Below are 15659 nucleotides of genomic sequence, written 5' to 3' on the forward strand. Positions count from 1 at the left end.
CCATCGTGCCTTGGGAGTAGTTAACTAAAATTGTTGCCTTTATCTAAAAAATAAGTAAATAAAAAAAGCTACCGATTTAGGGTAGCTTTTTTGATATAATAATTAAAATTTCTACTGTTTGGTAAATCTTAATTCCTCTGTGTATACTGAACTATCGCCATTCGGTTCTGTGGTAGTTTCAGATAGATTGATTTGGAAACCCGTTGGGCTAAAATTTGAAACCTGATAAGTCGACCCGTCAATGGTCAATTCATTTCCGGCTGCATTTACAGAAAAGCCGCTAGTTTCATTGTCAATATCAATTATATAAGTTGTAGTATTGCTTTGATTGCCTTGAGTTACGGTTTCAGTAACTCTGTAATTTCCGTCAAGCGAAACGGTATTATTTGAGGCGAAAACTACGTTAACATTAAATGTGTCACCTACGGAAGTGGTTGTTGTGACAACATCAAAACCGCTAACATTGACGGTTTCGACGTCTTGGCTTTCATAAAAAGTTAGTTTATAGGTACCGGTCAGATTATCCTTGTTATACTGGTAAGGCGCCGGACCGTTGTCATCATCATCTTTGTTACACCCTACGGCAGCAACTGCAAGGACAAAAAGTAAAAGCAATTTTGATATTTTCATAATTTTGATTTTTTAAATTTTCGGCGAATATAACGCCATTTTAGAAATTAACGTTCTTCATAGCTTTTTTATTATTATATGGGTTGGTGGTATTGCTCAATACATCGAGTTTTGACAGTCGCTATTTTTTATTTTATATAGATTCTGAAACTTACTTCCGCTCTTTAGAAATGGAAAGCCATTTTTACCGTATTTTTTTTAGTGGTTTTTTCCCAAAACCGCATCATTATTTTGAATAATGCATTTTTTCCCTCAAATTTGGAATCTTTTAAAGATTCCCTGTAATTTTATTTCCAAATGAAAAACATATATCTTCTTCTTTTCCTCGCCACTGCCTGCCTAACTTCCGTTAATTCACAGATTCTCGATCCGGTAAAATGGTCCACTAGCATCAAAAAAATATCGGATACGGAATATGACTTAATATCCAAAGCTACTATTGAGGATAATTGGCATTTGTATTCGCAAGCTGTACCGGAAAATGGGCCTTTGCCAACTGTTTTTACTTTTGAAGAAAATGATGCATATCAATCCGTTGGAAAAATTAAAGAAAGTAAAGGAACCACAGCGATGGACCCGGTGTTCGACATGGTTATCACTTTCTTTTCGAACTCCGCAACCTTTACAAAGCGTATAAAACTCACTGGTAATAAAGGAACAACAATTAAAGGTGAAGTAGAATTTATGGTTTGTGATGACACTCGCTGCCTCCCGCCAAATTATGTGGATTTGGTTTTTAAAATCCCCGCTCCCGAAAACACCTCCGAAACCGTTCCCCTTTCGGATAATAATAGTAATACATCTGTCTCCGAAACTGTCCGTAATATTGACGATGCGATAAATGCAAGTGTGACCGCTGATACCGTTACAACCGCAAAGGCCGTTACGGATACAGTTCAATCCAGCGCAAAAGACTCTCACGAAGCTGTGGCGCAAAATGAAAAACATGAGAAAAAAGGACTTTGGACCATCTTTTTGGTAGCCTTCCTTTTCGGGTTTACCGCACTGTTAACTCCGTGTGTTTTCCCAATGATACCGATGACTGTTAGCTTTTTTACAAAACAGAGCAAAACCAAGGCCGCAGGTATTAAAAATGCGGTCATTTACGGAATTGCTATTATTTTAATATACGTTTTTCTTGGCGCCGTTGTAACCTGGTTTTTCGGAGCAGATGCGCTAAACGCACTATCTACCAATGTGTGGTTCAACGTTATATTCTTTTTGCTGTTGGTCATATTCGCACTTTCATTTTTAGGAGCTTTTGAAATCATGCTTCCCAATTCTTGGGCCAACAAGGTTGATAAGCAGGCGGATCGAGGGGGAATAATCGGTATATTTTTTATGGCGTTGGCACTGGCAATTGTTTCTTTTTCCTGTACCGGACCCATTGTGGGAACACTGTTGGTTGAAGCAGCTTCCAAAGGTGGAATAGCACCTTTCGTGGGAATGTTCGGATTTTCATTGGCTTTGGCCTTGCCTTTTGCGCTATTCGCAGCTTTTCCAGGGTGGATGAATTCTCTGCCAAAGTCAGGTGGTTGGCTGAATACAGTAAAAGTATTCTTAGGCTTTTTGGAGCTCGCGCTAGCGTTCAAATTTCTATCAAATGCCGATTTGGTGCTGCAGCTCCATTGGTTGGAAAGAGAAGTTTTCTTAGCCATTTGGATAGCTATATTTGGAGCTTTGGCTTTTTATCTTTTCGGAAAAATTCAATTGCCGCACGACTCTCCATTGTCACACATTTCCGTGGGCAGATTAAGCTTAGGGCTAATAGTCCTCGCCTTTACCGTTTATATGATTCCGGGGTTGTGGGGTGCACCTTTGAAATTGATTAGTGGTTTTCCCCCAGCCATGAACTACAGTGAATCTCCCTACGGTGTAGGCTTTACAAAGTTAGGCAATGGCGGAGGTGTTTCCGCCGCCGAAGAATTTCCCGAGGGTGCTCATTTAGGGCCGCACGATATAATTTCCTTCCACGATTATGAAACAGGTCTGGCTTACGCAAAAAAAATAGGAAAGCCCGTGCTTGTGGACTTTACCGGTTATGCCTGCGTAAACTGCCGTAAAATGGAAGAGCGCGTTTGGAGCGAACCTAAAATCCTAAAATTGCTTAAAGAGGAAATCGTTCTAATTTCGCTTTACGTTGATGATAAACGTCCACTTCCCGAAGGGGAAGAAGTTACCTCGGAAATAACCGGGAAAAAATTGCGGTACATCGGCCAAAAGTGGAGTGAGTTCCAAATACTTAAATATAAAGCAAATGCGCAACCATTTTATGTTTTGATGGGTCACGACGAACAAAACCTTATTGAGCCGGTGGGTTATACGCCCGATATTGAAGAATATTATGCGTGGCTGCAAAAAGGAGTTGGAGCTTTTGAATAATTTCAGGCGAGGTTTGTGGTTTAAAAAATATCAATTGAAAAAAATCATAATCTTATTTTTATTCCTTCCTTGGATTTCCCATTCGCAGGAATATGTCGATTTATTTCGAATTGGTTATGGCCAAACCTTCAATAACAATTTTGAAGATGTTGACGGTAGCACTCACGTAAAATCATTTGAGGCTGGCGTGACCTTTCCCATAGTTCTGAATGAAAACCATGCTCTAATAACTGGCGCCGATTTTAGCTTAAACAACCTCCAGCTTTTCCCAAACGCTGAATTCACCAGCCTTTATAGCACCAATATAAAATTAGGCCTCGCCTCCACCTGGTCCGAAAAATGGAGCACTACCCTTGTTTTGCTTCCAAAAGTTGCTTCAGATTATAAACATATTTCCGGAGATGATTTTTATTTGGGCGGGTTCGCAATGCTCAAGCTAAGCAAAAATGAAAACCTTAAATATCGCTTCGGAATTTATGCCTCCCAGGAAGCTTATGGTCTTTTTATGACCCCTATTTTAGGTTGGTATTATCTTAGCCCAAACAAACGTTTTGAAATGGATATGAGTTTACCAATAGCAGCGGACATAAGTTATAAATTAGGAGTTACCACAATTGGAATGGACTACTTCGGAATTGGACGAAGCTATAACGTGCACTATGAAAATTCGCCCACCCTTTATGCCGACCTCAGCTCTTTGGAATTTGCTGGATACTTACAATTCAATGCACTTGACGAAAGTGTTTTGCTACGCGCGAAAGTGGGCTATTCAAGCAACAATTATGAAATGTACGCTGGAGGGGATGAAATTGAATTGGGCATTTCCGCATTTACTTTTGGTGACGATCGCATACAATTAAACCCCTCATTGAATGGAGGAATTTTTCTTAAAGCTGAAGTAATCTATCGATTCCACATCGAAAAAAAATCAGAATAACAGCTCAAATAACAAAGCAACAATATTCAAATCTTGAGGAAAATGATTTAATAGGATTTGAATTTTCGTCACAAAAGTTTCTATCTTTAAAATATGGAAAAAACTTGTCCGGAATGTGGTGGTAAAATCTTGGGCCGTGCTGACAAAAAATTTTGCAGTGATTCCTGCCGTAATTCGCGCAACAATTCACTAAACAAAGACAACAAAAATCTTGTTCGAAACATCAATAACCGACTGCGGAAAAACTATCGTATTCTCGAAACGCTCAATACAGAAGAAAAAACAAAAACCACTAAGGATAGGCTGTTAAGAATGGGGTTCAGTTTCGATTATTTCACCGGAATCTATACAACAAAATCGGGCTCCACGTATTTTTACTTATATGATCAAGGCTATCTTCCCTTGGATAATGACTTCTATCTTTTAGTGAAAAAGGCTTTAAAATAGGTCGTTTTCAATATCTTTTAATTTAGCTCTGTATAACAAGGTTTTGAAAATTGGCATTTCCTTATAAATTATCTAACAGACCTTTAACCTGTATCGCATCGCATAAAAGGTATCTTTAAAAACTAAATAAAAAACTCAAACAATATGAAAACGAAAAACTTTTTGATGGGGTTGATGCTGCTTTTTAGCTTTACCCTTTTTGCCCAAAATGCAGACGACAAAAAAATAATCAAGGATGCTGAAAACGCGAAAGCGGCTTTTATAAAAGCCAATCCGAAAATACAGGGATATTTTGATGATGCTAAGGCCTATGCCATATTTCCAAATGTGGGCAAAGGAGCTATAATTGTTGGGGCGGCATCCGGAAATGGTGCTGTTTATGAAAGAGGAGTGCTAGTGGGAATGGCTTCCTTGAAGCAACTGGATGTAGGTGCACAAATTGGAGGAAAAGCCTACAGCGAAGTAATTTTCTTTAAGACCGATAGAGCCGTCCAAGATTTTATGGATGACGACTTCAGTTTTGGATCCAACGTTTCTGCTGTAGCATTGGACCAAGCCCCACCTTCCTTAAATGTTACCTATACTGACGGTGTTGCTGTATTTACCCTTCCAAAAGAAGGCTTAATGGCAGAAGTCTCAGTGGGCGGACAAAAATTTGATTTTGAAGATTTTGAATAATTAGTTCTAATATTTTAGAATTAATAGTAAACCGTTTTAGGTACAATGTACTTAAAACGGTTTTTTTATTCCCGATCCAATTTCACCGTAACCACAACATGAACCGAGATCTAAGCCATCCTCAACCATTATAATTTGATACCTTTGAAAAATGATTGAAGCGTATTTGTATGACTTTAGAAAAAAACCTTAAGGAACGGATAAAAGAACTTACTTGTCTATACGAAGTTTCCTCCATTATTGTTAACAATGATTATAGAGCCTTGGACAAAACCTTATATTCCATAGCGCTAAGTCTTCGGAAATCCTTGCAATACAGCAAATTCGCCACGGTGGAAATAAGCGCCGACCCGTATCATCTCATTTCTTCTACTATTTCAAAAAAAACGGTATTGATTGAAGATGACATCAATGTTTTCAATGAGCCAAAAGGATTCATAAAAATTCATTATCCCGCAGACAAATTCTCGAAAAAAGATTTTTTGCCGGAGGAAAAAAAACTGCTGAAAAATGTTGCCATAAATGTTGGCGATTTATTGGAACGCGCTGCCATTCGGGAAAATGAGGTGGTCATGAAACGCAAAATGGAACACGCCGACCGGTTGAGTATTCTTGGGGAAATTACGGCCGGTATTGCACACGAATTAAACACGCCGCTCGCCAATATTCTTGGCTTTGCCGAGTTGCTGAAAAACAAGGAAACCACCAACACCCAAAACAGCCAAGACCTCGATAAAATAATTAACAGTGCCATTTTCTCTCGAGAAGTGGTTAAAAAATTGATGTTCTTTGCCTGTGAGATGCCTCAGAATTTAGGTCAAACAGACATTGTTCCCGTAATAAATGACGCCTTAAACCTGTTGGACCCCACCTTCAAAAAAAATGAAATAAATTATAAAGCGAATCTTCCCAAAGTTCCAGTTTTAATGAAGGCCGATACTATCCAATTAACACAGGTAATTTTTAATTTGGTGTTGAACGCAATTTATTTTTCACCGAAAAATGGGACGATAAAAATAACACTGGAAGAAACAAAGAAGAAAATAATTTTGAAAATCGCCGATGAAGGACCGGGCATTTCCGCTGAGAATGTGCAAAAAATATTTCAGCCATTTTTCACTACAAAAACAGTGGGCGACGGCTCCGGACTGGGATTGAGCGTGGTTCACGGAATAATTAGAAGCCATCGCGGCACCATAGAATATCAATCGAATAATCCTACGGGAGCCATTTTTATTATTACTTTTCCGAAACAATGAAACCAATGCTACAAAAGGAAAACATATTAATTGTTGATGATGACATAAATATTTTGGAACTCCTCCAGCGCCATTTGCATTCTTTGGATTATCACACCTTCAAAGCAATTTCAGTAAAGGAAGCAGTAGCCATTTTACGCGACACGGAAATCGATTTATTGATAACAGACCTAAAAATGCCCGAAGTGGATGGTTTTCAACTCATCAAATTTGCATCAGAACATTACCCGAAGATGCCAAAATTGGTTGTTACAGGCTATCCTTCCGTTCAGGATGCACTTTCCGCAATAAAATCTGGAGTTGTGGATTATTTGGTAAAACCTTTTACGAAAGAAGAATTAAAGCAGGGCGTTCTAAAATCACTTTCCACACATTCAAAGAAAAAACCAAGCAATGTCACTTCAGAAGGGAAAAAATATAACGAAATAATTGGGGAAAGTGAAGCAATCAATAAAGTTATTCAGATAATTGACCGCGTTAAAGATAACAAAGCTACAATTTTTATTAGCGGCGAAAGCGGCACGGGTAAAGAACTTGTAGCCCGATCCATCCATTACAACGGAAAATATTCACGTGAACCATTTATTGCTGTTAACTGCGGTGGAATTCCTGAAAACCTTTTGGAATCAGAGCTTTTTGGTTATGTGAAGGGTGCCTTTACGGGAGCAAACGATTCCCGCGAAGGTTTGTTTCAAGCAGCTCATGGAGGCACTATTTTTTTGGACGAAATTGGAAACGCCTCTTTGGCCGTCCAATCCAGACTTTTACGGGTCTTGCAGGAAAAGGAAGTGATGAAAGTGGGCGACAGGAAGACCGAAAAAATTGACGTGCGCGTTATCGCCGCCACCAATAGTAATTTAAAGGAAATGATAGCAAAGGAAACTTTTCGTGAGGACCTTTTTTATCGATTGACTGTTGTAGAAATCCACGTACCCCCGCTAAGGGAAAGGAAAGATGACATTCCGATGCTATCGGAAAAATTTCTCTTCAAATATGGCAAAGAGTACAAAGACAGATACATTACTATCGATCCCGAAGCCCAAGAATTGTTGCAGCGCTATGATTGGCCGGGAAATATTCGGGAATTGGAAAATGTAATTCAACGGGCCGTAATAATGTGTGACCGGACTATAGGCGTAAATGATTTGCCCGAAACACTTAAATACCGAATCGATTTTCCCCAAAATGATGAATTGGTATCGCTTAAGGAAATGGAAAAAAAATACATCGAAAAGGTTCTGGCCGCAACGGGCAACAACCAAACCAAGGCTGCAGAAATACTCAATATTGACAGAAAGACGCTTCGGGGAAAGTTAAGTTAGCCCAATCCCTGATTCAAAGTTTGCATTTTCTTAAATAATATAAAAACCGCCATATTATTTCGCCGGTTAAAAGTCGCAATTTGATTGTAATCTATACTTTGTACCAATCTCGAATTCAGCATAAAAGTGGGGCGTTTCTCCCCATTGTAGAAAATTTGCCCCAACCCATCAAATGAGAAAATTTATTACAAAATATTCAATGCTCTATTTTTCAATGACTTAAGTAATTTTATTACTTTATTTATTATAATTGGCACACACCTTGCCAAATGTAACTCGCAAACATGAAATTTAATGAACCATCATCCTACAAATCTTTGTCCCGAATGTGCGCACGCTCCCTATTGTGTGATAACGCACAATCATTCAGCGGTGCTTTCCTGTAGTGAGTTTGACGAACTACGGCATCGTGCCCCTGAACCCATACTTAAAATAACAAAAAGAGAGCCTGAAATGGCTACCATTTAAAACAATTATTAAAATGACAAATACACAAACCTTGGAAAAACCACAAGCTGCAAAAAGAGGAATGTTGGACAACGTGCTGGAGCAATTCAATAGCGCTGCTGACAAAATTGATCTGAACCCAAACGTTCGCAAAATTTTAAGCATCACAAATACTGAAATAATTATTCACTTTCCGGTTCGAATGGACAATGGAAATGTGGAAATTTTTACTGGATACCGTGTGCAGCATAACAACGCACTTGGACCATACAAAGGTGGTCTTCGCTACCATCCAACGGTAGATATTGACGCTGCCCGTGCCTTGGCAATGTGGATGACATGGAAAACATCACTTGCCGGCTTGCCTTACGGAGGGGCAAAAGGAGGGATACAGATCGACCCTTCAAAATATTCAAAAGGTGAATTGGAGCGTATTACCCGTCGGTTCACTTATGCTTTAGGTGAAAATATTGGCCCAGAGCATGATATTCCGGCTCCGGACGTAAACACCAATGACCAAACCATGGCTTGGATTGCAGATACGTACATGAGTACAAAAAGCACTAGCGAGCGTTCCAAAAATCAACACGTTGTTACCGGAAAACCAGTGGGCAGCGGAGGATTGGAAGGTCGTGACCGTGCCACTGGGTATGGCGTGTTCTTGACCATTAAATTTTGGGCAGAAAAGAACAACCAAAGCCTAAACGGAAAAACATTCATCGTGCAAGGTTTCGGCAATGTTGGCTATTGGGCAGCACATTTCCTTGAAAATGAAGGAGCAAAAATGGTTGGGGTCCAAGATGCCTTCGGAAGTCTACAAAACCAAGAAGGAATTGCCGTGGAGGATCTTTTCAACTACGGAAAGGCAAACAGTGGAAGTATTGTAGGTTTCCCCGAGGCCGAAGCCATGAACGGTAAGGAATTTTTCGGCCTGGAGTGCGATATCTGTATTCCAGCAGCTTTGGGCAACCAAATTACCAAAGAAAATGCAAATTCCATAAAGGCAACCCTTATTGCCGAAGGGGCCAATGGCCCAACAGATGTTGAAGGCGAAAAAATATTGCTAGATCGTGGAGTTACCATTATTCCTGACATTATGTGCAACTCCGGTGGCGTTATAGGAAGCTATTTCGAATGGCTTCAAAATCGTAACGGAGAGCTTTGGCAGCTGGACGAAATTTTGGAAAAACTAGAGAAAAAACTTCGTTCAACCTATAAAAAGGTTACGGCCTATTCCGAAGAAAAGGGAATTGACATGCGAACCGCTGCTTTTGCAATTGCAATTGAAAGAATTGAAAAAGCCTATGTTCTTAGAGGTATTTTCCCATAATTAATTTGAATCCACAAAGATGGAACATCGCTCCCAAACTCTTGAAGCGGTACCGATGTTCCATCTTTATTAACAATGAAACGAGAACCATGAAATATGGAAATTTGATATTAGAGAAAAAAGAGTACGTTTTTTTAAAGCGCCTACTCAATGTTACAGGTTATTATAAAGATGAAAACACTAAGGTTTCCCTCAAAAAACTGAGCGCGGAACTTACCAGTGCTATCATTTATGACCACGAGGAAATGCCTGCAGATATAATCCGCTTTAATAGCGTTGTAACGGTGCAATCCGGAACTTGGGAAACAGAATTCCAGTTGGTCATTCCAACGGAGCGCGACATTGCGGCGAACAAAATTTCAATTTTAGCGCCCATGGGTTCCGCCGTTATGGGTTATGCCGAAGGTGATTCCGTAATATGGAATTTCCCCAACGGCACCAAGGAATTAAAAATTACAAGTGTAAAGCAATCGGAAAGACCGATTGACATTGATGTACTATCATAACTTTCGCACTACAAAAACTATTTAAAATCATGAAGATTTACGATCACGATTCGCCAGAGGCAATAACTTTTAAAAACAGTTCCATTGAATTGGACAATTGGATTGAACATCTTAATTATATTGAAAAGGAAATAGAAAATTTATTGAATCTTGGAAAAAAGGAACTTTCCAAAGCATTTGATTCTGAAAATGTATTGCAGAAACTGGCCGAAGAAAAGGAAAGCAATACTGCCACGATCGATGCTTTTTTAAAATATAAGGAAAGTTTGCCAAAAGCCGCAGAGTGTGAAGACGCCGACTGCGATATGTTTTACATAACCGAACACGAAAGATTTCGAAAAAGCTATTCGGCACATTTAAAAAAATACCGAGAGGTGAAAGAGGAATATTTCAATATCCTCAGCAAATAGTAAATATAAGAAATTCGATTTTCAAAAAAATATGAGCGAACAGCCACAGCCCAAGACAATAGGAATCCTTAAAACCCCAAACGATCCGAGGGTTTGTTTGTTACCCAAGGAAGTTAAAAAACTCACCGGGGAGTTAGCGCTCAATATTCTATTCGAGCCGGGGCTGGGCAGTTCGCTAGATATTGACGACGCCCAATATATACAGGCAGGCGCACTGCCAAAGTCCCGGGAAGAAATCTCTAAAAATTCGGATACCATTGTATCCATTAATCATACTTTTAGCGAAGTGGAAATGAAGGGGGGTTGTTGCTTCATTGGTATTTTCAACCCCCTCTTTCATGATTCCAAATTCGCTATATATCAAAAGAACAACGCTACTGTTTATAGTTTGGACCTACTTCCGCGCACTACTTTAGCGCAATCTATGGATGTGCTCTCTTCCATGGCTTCGCTTGCAGGTTATAGAGCCGTTATAAAAGCCGCGGAAATTTACAACGGCGTTTTCCCGATGTTTACAACAGCAGCCGGCACACTTACTCCCGTAAAAATATTGGTTTTGGGAGCTGGAGTGGCAGGTTTGCAGGCCATTGCCACTGCCCGCCGTCTGGGTGCGGTTGTAGAAGCTTTTGATGTTCGAAAATCTGCCGGAGAAGAAGTCCGCAGTCTTGGCGCAACATTTATTGAAGTGGAAGGTTATGCCGAATCTGCCAATGCCGGTGGCTACGCAGTGGAACAAAGCGAAACCTACCAAAAAAAGCAGAAAGAGCTGATCCACAATCATATTCTATCCGCAAACATTGTTATTAGTACCGCAAATATTCCGGGACGTAAAGCACCGCTACTGATTGAAACACGCTCTGTAGAAAGCATGCAACCCGGCAGCGTAATTGTTGATTTGGCCGCTGAACAGGGTGGAAATTGCGAACTTTCAAAAAACAAACAAATTATAAATCACAATGGGGTTACCATTTTGGGAAATTCAACACTTTCTGCTGAAATTCCTGCCGCCGCCTCAAAATTGTTGTCCAACAATTTTTTCTCCTTTTTAAAATACAAACAAAAGGCAGAAGCCCAAGACAATGATCCATTGTTAAGCGCTTCCAAAATAATGGACAATGGCGAATGGACGCACCCACATTTCATCAAACAACTACAACCAGCATAACTTATGGATTTTATAAATCTACACATCCAAGAAATTTATTTTGTCATTTTCTGCGTTTTCATCGGTATTGAAGTAATTGCCAATGTTCCCGCCATTTTACATACCCCGCTTATGAGCGGCGCCAATGCTATTAGCGGCGTTATTTTGGTGGGTGCCATTATTGTGATGCTCCGGGTTCCGGCCGATGATTACCTAAATCTTACTTTGGGAGGAATTGCAGTTTTTTTGGGCACGCTCAATATATCCGGCGGATTTTTCGTAACAGGAAGAATGCTTAAAATGTTCAGTCCGAAAAAATAATTTCCCAGTATATTCTATTCACTCAATTCCTAAAGACGAAAAACATAAGGTTCCTCACATAAAAATACCCTTATGTTTTAGTCTTTTTTAATTTCCTTTTTATCCAAAAACCAACAACTTAAAATAATGCATGCAATCATCGAAATAGGTTATCTAATTGCCACGCTATCCTTTTTGGGAGGACTGAAGTTTATGAGTTCTCCAAAAAATGCAAAAACGGGAAATTTAATAGCGGCAATGGGAATGGTTCTGGCCGTAGTGCTCACATTCATTGCCGCGGTGAGTGCCACAGTTCCATATATAAATTTGATTATTATGCTGCTGGCTATTGCCATAGGGACAGTGATCGGAAAAAGAGTTTCCGATAAAGTGGAAATGACCGGAATGCCACAATTGGTTTCTCTCTTCAACGCAACCGGTGGTGGCTGCGCGATGCTGTTAGGTTTGGTTGAGGCCAACCAAATGGAGCTGGCAACCGTTATTCTCGGAAACCAAATTTTGCTGATTGCCGGATTGGTTACTGGCGCCGTAGCCTTAACCGGAAGTATTATTGCCGAACGAAAATTAGCGGGAAAAGTAAAAGACAGACGTAGCAAAACCGTTATCATTTCCGCACGGTTACTTTTGGGATTGCTGTTTTTATTGCCAGTGCTTTATTTTTTCGGCATCATTCCTATCGGTTTCACTGCATTTATGTACGTTCTATCCTTAATCGCAATGATTTATGGGGTACTCTTTGTTTTGCCCATTGGCGGGGCGGACATGCCGGTGGTAATTTCACTTTTAAACAGTATAACGGGAATTGCTACGGCTTTTGCGGGCTTCGTGTATGGAAACAAAGCCATGATAGCAGGTGGTATTTTTGTGGGCGCTGCGGGAATTTTGCTTACACTTTTAATGTGTAAGGCTATGAACCGTTCCTTGATGAAAGTGCTTGCGGGAACTTTTAAAAAGAGCAAAAATGGACAGGTGGAGGAAGAGCAGGAAATAAAGGAAATCAGCATTTCTGAAACGGCCTTATCGCTATCTTTTGCGCAAAAAGTGGCCATTGTACCGGGTTATGGCCTGGCAGTAGCACAAGCGCAGCATATTTGTGGGCAACTTCAGCAACTTTTGGAAAAACGAAATGTGGAAGTAAACTATATCATCCATCCCGTGGCAGGCCGTATGCCCGGACATATGAATGTTTTGCTTGCCGAAGCAAATGTGGATTATTCCCGACTAAAAGAAATGGAAGAGGGCAACGAAAATATGGCCCAATATGATACCGTTTTGGTAATCGGAGCCAATGATGTGGTTAATCCGGCCGCCGAAAATAATCCTGACAGCCCGGTTTATGGAATGCCGATTATCCGTACCCATGAAAGCAAACAGGTAATTGTAATGAAACGAAGTATGGGAAAAGGATATGCCGGAGTTCAAAATGATCTTTTTGGTTTGGACAATTGCAGCATACTTTTTGGCGATGCAAAATCATCTTTACTGGAAATTGTAAACCAGTTAAAGCTAATTTAAAACTGAAATTACAGTATAGATTTTCTTCGTTTTAATTTATTGATCCCTTTCCTTTGTTCGACTGTCAATGAATTTCAATTTTCTTTTTTCGATATAAAATTCAAAAATATTCTTCCGAAATCAGAAATACCGTTGGGTGGAAAGCGGACAGGTTTTTTTTATTTTTTTACGACCGAAAAAATCCTCGTTTTCTGAAATTTCAGTTATATCTTCGAATTTTTCTATGAAGGAATTATATTAATACAGATTAGAAATTCGACAAAATATTATGGACACTATCCTCCACGAACTTTCAGAACATTTTCAGCTTCCGTTCCACAATCCGGTTCTGATTTTTTCAATAATACTTTTTATCATTCTATTAGCGCCGGTGTTATTAAATAGAATTCGGATACCCGGAATTATTGGGTTGATTGTATCCGGAATTATTATTGGTCCCGAAGGTTTCAACATTTTGGAAAAAAGTCTTTTTGTTGATGTTTTCTCGACTATCGGCCTTTTGTATATTATGTTTATTGCAGGGTTGGAACTCGACTTAAACGAGTTTAAGGCAACCAAAAATAAAAGTATCATTTTTGGTCTTTTAACTTTTTCGATTCCCTTGGGTATCGGTTTTCCAGTATGTTATTACATATTGGATTTCAATTTTAATGCAAGTCTACTCACTGCCAGTATGTTTGCCACACATACCCTTGTTACCTATCCAATTGTCAGCAAGTTGGGAGTTTCAAAAAATATAGCGGTGGCCATAACCGTGGGAGGTACAATACTGACGGATACCGCGGTGCTGATACTGTTGGCCGTAATTTTAGGATCGCATAGTGGCGGGCTTACCCAGGAATTCTGGATCCGTTTGGGCATTTCACTTCTGTTGTTTTCCGCATTTATGTTTTTTATTATTCCAAAAATCGCGAAATGGTTTTTCCGAACACTCGAAAGTGAGAAACATTCGCACTATATTTTTGTACTGTCCGTGGTATTTTTTTCCGCCTTTTTGGCGGAGTTGGCTGGATTGGAATCTATCATTGGTGCGTTCGTTGCAGGTTTGGCACTGAATAAACTCATCCCCCATTCATCGGCATTGATGAATCGAATTGAATTTATCGGCAATTCACTCTTCATCCCCTTTTTTTTAATAAGCGTAGGAATGGTGGTTGATGTAAAGGTTATTTTAAGTGGCCCAATGGCTATAATTATAGCGGGCACCTTAACCATAGTTGCCATCACCGGCAAATGGACGGCGGCTTGGATAACGCAATTGATTTTTGGCTTTTCAAGAGGCCAGCGAAAACTGATTTTTGGTTTAAGTAGCGCTCATGCTGCGGCTACCTTGGCCGTAATTTTGGTTGGTTATAATGCGGGAATTTTGAGTGCCAATATTTTAAATGGCACTGTTGTCTTGATACTTATTACATGCATTGTGGCTTCCTTCGCCACTGAAAGCGCTTCAAAAATTATAATTCGGGATATGGACGAAAATGAGGAAACGCTGACAATTACCGGCAATACCGAACAAATTCTCATCCCGATTGCAAACATGACCAATATTGAAAAAATATTAGAGTTTGCAATTTTAATAAAGGATAAAAAATCCGCAATGCCACTTTCTCTTTTAACCGTAGTTCCAAACACTCTGGAAGCCGAGAAAAATATAATGAAGGCAAAATTGGAACTTGAAAAATTTATAAAAGAAACCACCGCTTCCGAAACCGATGCCACCATTATGGCGACCATAGACTACAACGCTGCCAGCGGCATATCCCGAACCGCGAAGGAAATAATGGCCGATCTCATTTTATTGGGATGGCCACAAAAAACGGGATTTCTGGATAAATTGATTGGAGACAAAATGGAAAGTATCCTCGAAAATACAGAAAAAACATTGTTTATCTGCCAGTTCGAGAATCCGCTCATAAACCATAAAAGATTGTTCGTTATCGTCCCGCCAATTGCAGAGTTTGAAGAAGGCTTCGAAATGTGGCTCAATAAATTGGCCAAACTTGCCATTGAAATTTCAATCCCGATTACCCTCAATTGCACTGATGACACCCACAAAGCCATATTAAGGTTTTTTAAAACCCAAAAACTAAGTTTGAACATTCAATTTAACCGTTTTTATGAATGGGAAGATTTTCTTATTCTTTCCCGTCAATTTTTGGATACAGATTTAATAGTGCTTGTATCTTCCCGAAAAGGATACGTTTCCCATTTTGGACAATTGGATAGAATTCCCGCCAAATTGGAAAAGCATTTTCCAGCAATTAGCAAAATGGTATTTTATCCACGATAGCCACAAGTATGGGAATTAAAAAACCCTTAAACCTCCCAATG

At 39.6% G+C, this 15659-nt stretch carries 15 protein-coding genes; 14 read left to right on the top strand and 1 reads right to left on the bottom strand.

From position 1 onward, the window contains the following. Window positions 1-111: 111 nt before the first annotated feature. On the bottom strand, window positions 112-630 hold the full coding sequence (locus tag QRD02_RS00960; protein WP_290253024.1) for a hypothetical protein: 519 nt from the start codon (window positions 628-630) through the stop codon (window positions 112-114). Between the two features lie 297 nt (window positions 631-927). Here QRD02_RS00960 and QRD02_RS00965 point away from each other — a divergent pair, with 297 nt between their 5' ends. From QRD02_RS00965 to QRD02_RS01030, 14 genes are all read left to right on the top strand, one after another. Further along, window positions 928-3012, top strand: coding sequence for a protein-disulfide reductase DsbD family protein (locus QRD02_RS00965; RefSeq protein WP_290253025.1), 2085 nt, complete (start codon window positions 928-930; stop codon window positions 3010-3012). Between the two features lie 34 nt (window positions 3013-3046). Continuing rightward, window positions 3047-3949, top strand: coding sequence for a DUF6268 family outer membrane beta-barrel protein (locus QRD02_RS00970; RefSeq protein ID WP_290253026.1), 903 nt, complete (start codon window positions 3047-3049; stop codon window positions 3947-3949). Window positions 3950-4042: 93 nt separating this feature from the next. Beyond that, window positions 4043-4396 carry a DNA gyrase inhibitor YacG gene (locus tag QRD02_RS00975; RefSeq protein ID WP_290253027.1) on the top strand — a complete coding sequence of 118 codons (354 nt, stop codon included), beginning with the start codon at window positions 4043-4045 and terminating at the stop codon, window positions 4394-4396. 144 nt (window positions 4397-4540) lie between these two features. Then, on the top strand, window positions 4541-5074 hold the full coding sequence (locus QRD02_RS00980; RefSeq protein ID WP_290253028.1) for a lipid-binding SYLF domain-containing protein: 534 nt from the start codon (window positions 4541-4543) through the stop codon (window positions 5072-5074). A 170-nt stretch (window positions 5075-5244) separates the two neighbouring features. After that, the gene (locus tag QRD02_RS00985) at window positions 5245-6333 is read left to right on the top strand and encodes a sensor histidine kinase (RefSeq protein WP_290253029.1); all 1089 of its coding nucleotides are present in this window, start codon (window positions 5245-5247) and stop codon (window positions 6331-6333) included. A gap of 5 nt (window positions 6334-6338) precedes the next feature. Continuing rightward, window positions 6339-7655 carry a sigma-54-dependent transcriptional regulator gene (locus tag QRD02_RS00990; RefSeq protein ID WP_290253477.1) on the top strand — a complete coding sequence of 439 codons (1317 nt, stop codon included), beginning with the start codon at window positions 6339-6341 and terminating at the stop codon, window positions 7653-7655. Window positions 7656-7949: 294 nt separating this feature from the next. Next, on the top strand, window positions 7950-8123 hold the full coding sequence (locus QRD02_RS00995; protein WP_290253030.1) for a hypothetical protein: 174 nt from the start codon (window positions 7950-7952) through the stop codon (window positions 8121-8123). Between the two features lie 13 nt (window positions 8124-8136). Then, a complete protein-coding gene (locus QRD02_RS01000; RefSeq protein WP_290253031.1) occupies window positions 8137-9432 on the top strand; it encodes a Glu/Leu/Phe/Val family dehydrogenase in 1296 nt (431 codons plus the stop codon). An 89-nt stretch (window positions 9433-9521) separates the two neighbouring features. Further along, window positions 9522-9938 carry a GreA/GreB family elongation factor gene (locus QRD02_RS01005; RefSeq protein ID WP_290253032.1) on the top strand — a complete coding sequence of 139 codons (417 nt, stop codon included), beginning with the start codon at window positions 9522-9524 and terminating at the stop codon, window positions 9936-9938. 29 nt (window positions 9939-9967) lie between these two features. Then, the gene (locus tag QRD02_RS01010; protein WP_290253033.1) at window positions 9968-10348 is read left to right on the top strand and encodes a hypothetical protein; all 381 of its coding nucleotides are present in this window, start codon (window positions 9968-9970) and stop codon (window positions 10346-10348) included. A gap of 31 nt (window positions 10349-10379) precedes the next feature. Then, entirely contained in the window at window positions 10380-11513 is a 1134-nt protein-coding gene (locus QRD02_RS01015; RefSeq protein ID WP_290253034.1) for an NAD(P) transhydrogenase subunit alpha, read from the top strand. A gap of 3 nt (window positions 11514-11516) precedes the next feature. Then, entirely contained in the window at window positions 11517-11813 is a 297-nt protein-coding gene (locus QRD02_RS01020) for an NAD(P) transhydrogenase subunit alpha part 2 (protein WP_290253035.1), read from the top strand. 126 nt (window positions 11814-11939) lie between these two features. After that, entirely contained in the window at window positions 11940-13328 is a 1389-nt protein-coding gene (locus tag QRD02_RS01025) for an NAD(P)(+) transhydrogenase (Re/Si-specific) subunit beta (protein WP_290253036.1), read from the top strand. Window positions 13329-13596: 268 nt separating this feature from the next. Then, window positions 13597-15618 (top strand): cation:proton antiporter, encoded by a 2022-nt coding sequence (locus tag QRD02_RS01030; protein ID WP_290253037.1) that lies wholly within the window; start codon window positions 13597-13599, stop codon window positions 15616-15618. Window positions 15619-15659 lie beyond the last annotated feature (41 nt).

The sequence above is a fragment of the Aequorivita aurantiaca genome, from assembly GCF_030410135.1.
GTDB classification, from domain to species: Bacteria; Bacteroidota; Bacteroidia; order Flavobacteriales; family Flavobacteriaceae; genus Aequorivita; species Aequorivita aurantiaca.

What these genes read in the sequence shown, in the direction of transcription:
- QRD02_RS00960 (WP_290253024.1), bottom strand. Translation starts at nt 630, where the DNA reads ATGAAAATATCAAAATTGCTTTTACTTTTTGTCCTTGCAGTTGCTGCC.
- QRD02_RS00965 (WP_290253025.1), top strand. Translation starts at nt 928, where the DNA reads ATGAAAAACATATATCTTCTTCTTTTCCTCGCCACTGCCTGCCTAACT.
- QRD02_RS00975 (WP_290253027.1), top strand. Translation starts at nt 4,043, where the DNA reads ATGGAAAAAACTTGTCCGGAATGTGGTGGTAAAATCTTGGGCCGTGCT.
- QRD02_RS00980 (WP_290253028.1), top strand. Translation starts at nt 4,541, where the DNA reads ATGAAAACGAAAAACTTTTTGATGGGGTTGATGCTGCTTTTTAGCTTT.
- QRD02_RS00985 (WP_290253029.1), top strand. Translation starts at nt 5,245, where the DNA reads ATGACTTTAGAAAAAAACCTTAAGGAACGGATAAAAGAACTTACTTGT.
- QRD02_RS00990 (WP_290253477.1), top strand. Translation starts at nt 6,339, where the DNA reads ATGCTACAAAAGGAAAACATATTAATTGTTGATGATGACATAAATATT.
- QRD02_RS00995 (WP_290253030.1), top strand. Translation starts at nt 7,950, where the DNA reads ATGAACCATCATCCTACAAATCTTTGTCCCGAATGTGCGCACGCTCCC.
- QRD02_RS01000 (WP_290253031.1), top strand. Translation starts at nt 8,137, where the DNA reads ATGACAAATACACAAACCTTGGAAAAACCACAAGCTGCAAAAAGAGGA.
- QRD02_RS01005 (WP_290253032.1), top strand. Translation starts at nt 9,522, where the DNA reads ATGAAATATGGAAATTTGATATTAGAGAAAAAAGAGTACGTTTTTTTA.
- QRD02_RS01010 (WP_290253033.1), top strand. Translation starts at nt 9,968, where the DNA reads ATGAAGATTTACGATCACGATTCGCCAGAGGCAATAACTTTTAAAAAC.
- QRD02_RS01015 (WP_290253034.1), top strand. Translation starts at nt 10,380, where the DNA reads ATGAGCGAACAGCCACAGCCCAAGACAATAGGAATCCTTAAAACCCCA.
- QRD02_RS01020 (WP_290253035.1), top strand. Translation starts at nt 11,517, where the DNA reads ATGGATTTTATAAATCTACACATCCAAGAAATTTATTTTGTCATTTTC.
- QRD02_RS01025 (WP_290253036.1), top strand. Translation starts at nt 11,940, where the DNA reads ATGCATGCAATCATCGAAATAGGTTATCTAATTGCCACGCTATCCTTT.
- QRD02_RS01030 (WP_290253037.1), top strand. Translation starts at nt 13,597, where the DNA reads ATGGACACTATCCTCCACGAACTTTCAGAACATTTTCAGCTTCCGTTC.